This window comes from Kitasatospora sp. MY 5-36 (assembly GCF_001182915.1).
Classification (GTDB): Bacteria; Actinomycetota; Actinomycetes; order Streptomycetales; family Streptomycetaceae; genus Kitasatospora.
On the sequence record NZ_LFVW01000323.1, the window covers coordinates 1 to 653 of the forward strand.

Annotated in this window: 1 protein-coding gene; it reads right to left on the minus strand. The window is 74.1% G+C overall.

The genetic code is table 11. The features are described from left to right. Positions 1 to 653 (minus strand): acyltransferase domain-containing protein (locus tag AE652_RS21170; RefSeq protein WP_049653867.1); only part of this gene is annotated, 653 nt, incomplete at both ends.

Below are 653 nucleotides of genomic sequence, written 5' to 3' on the forward strand. Positions count from 1 at the left end.
CAGCCGACCTCGTCGCCGGCCCGGACGGCCAGGTCCACCATGGCGGTCCCGGGCAGCAGGGTGGTGCCCATGACGGTGTGGTCGGCCAGCCACGGGTGGGTGGTGCGCGAGATCAGGCCGGTGAGCAGGTGGCCGTGCCCGTCGGCGAGCGGGACGGCCGCGCCGAGCATCGGGTGGTCGGCCGCGGCCAGGCCGACGGCGGTCACGTCCGAGGCGCCGGGGGCCGCCTCCAGCCAGTAGCGGTTGCGCTGGAAGGGGTAGGTGGGGAGGTCGGTGCGGTGGCCGGTGGTGAGGAGCGGGGTGAAGTCGGCGGGGGCGCCGTGGACGTGGGCTTCGGCGAGGGAGGTGAGGAAGCGGCGGGTGCCGCCGTGGTCGCGGCGCAGGGTGCCGAGGGTGTGGGCGGTGGTGTGGTGGAGGGTGTCCTGGATGGCGCCGGTGAGGACGGGGTGGGGGCTGACCTCGATGAAGAGGTCGTGGCCCTGTTCGGCCAACTGGCGGGTGGCGTCGGCGAGTCGGACGGTCTGGCGGAGGTTGCGGTACCAGTAGGCGGCGTCCATCGTCGTGGTGTCCAGCCAGCGGCTGTCGACGGTGGACCAGAACGGGATGTCGGCGTCGCGCGGGGTGACGGGGGCGAGCAGGTCGAGCAACTCGGT